At 65.9% G+C, this 1,116-nt stretch carries 1 protein-coding gene; it reads right to left on the minus strand.

Translation table 11 applies throughout. The features are described 5' to 3' along the window. Window positions 1-144: 144 nt before the first annotated feature. On the minus strand, window positions 145-1,116 hold a 972-nt coding region (locus tag GD429_RS40020), incomplete at its 5' end, for an ABC transporter ATP-binding protein (RefSeq protein ID WP_152865743.1).

Raw genomic sequence — 1,116 nt, forward strand, 5'->3', positions numbered from 1 at the left:
CCGATCGCGACGCCGCGGCCCGACGGCAGGAACCGCGACAGCACGGCGAAGCGGCCCGGACGCGACCGGCCGGCGCCGGTGCTCGCAGCGCCGGTCGATACCGGCGCGGACGGAGTGGAAGCGGAGGTTCTCATCGTGTCGTCCTCATTGCGTCAACACGACGCCGCTGGCCGGCGACCACGACACGAACACGTCGTCGTTCCACGCGGGCGCACTGTCGGTCATCAGGTGCGAGCTCGACAGGTTCGACACGACCGTCTTGCCGCTCGGCAGCCGCACGTGATACAGCGAGTAGCTGCCCATGTACGCGATATCGGTGACGACGCCGCGCGCCCAGTTGTGCTTCGAACCCGGTTTGTCGCGCGACACGTGCACGCGCTCCGGACGCACCGAGATGCCGACCGGCATCCCGAGCGGGCCGGTCACGCCGTGGCTCACGTACATGCGTGCCTCGAGATCGTCGCTCTCGACGAAGATGTGATCGGGCTCGTCCTCGACGACGCGCCCTTCGAACAGGTTCGTCGAGCCGATGAATTCGGCTGAGAAGCGGCTGTTCGGGAATTCGTACACTTCGCCGGGCGAACCGATCTGCACGATCTTGCCTTCGCTCATCACCGCGAGGCGGCTCGCCATCGTCATCGCCTCTTCCTGGTCGTGCGTGACCATCACGCAGGTCACGTCGACCTTCTCGATGATGTTCACGAGTTCGAGCTGGGTCTTCTGGCGGATCTTCTTGTCGAGCGCCGACATCGGTTCGTCGAGCAGCAGCAGCTTCGGGCGCTTGACCAGCGAGCGCGCCAGCGCAACGCGCTGCTGCTGGCCGCCGGAAAGCTGGTGCGGCTTGCGCTTCGCATACTTGCTCATCTGCACGAGCGCGAGCGCATCGGCCACGCGCTCCTTGATCTCGTTCTTCGGCGTGCCTTCCTGCTTCAGGCCGAATGCGACGTTCGATTCGACCGTCATGTGCGGAAACAGCGCGTACGACTGGAACATCATGTTCACCGGGCGGCGGTACGGCGGCAGCGACGCGAGATCCTCGCCGTCGACGAAGATCTTGCCGGAGGTCGCCGTTTCCAGCCCGGCGAGCATGCGCAGCAGCGTCGACTTGCCGCAGCC

Source organism: Burkholderia sp. BE17 (assembly GCF_009362305.1).
GTDB classification, from domain to species: Bacteria; Pseudomonadota; Gammaproteobacteria; order Burkholderiales; family Burkholderiaceae; genus Burkholderia; species Burkholderia pyrrocinia_C.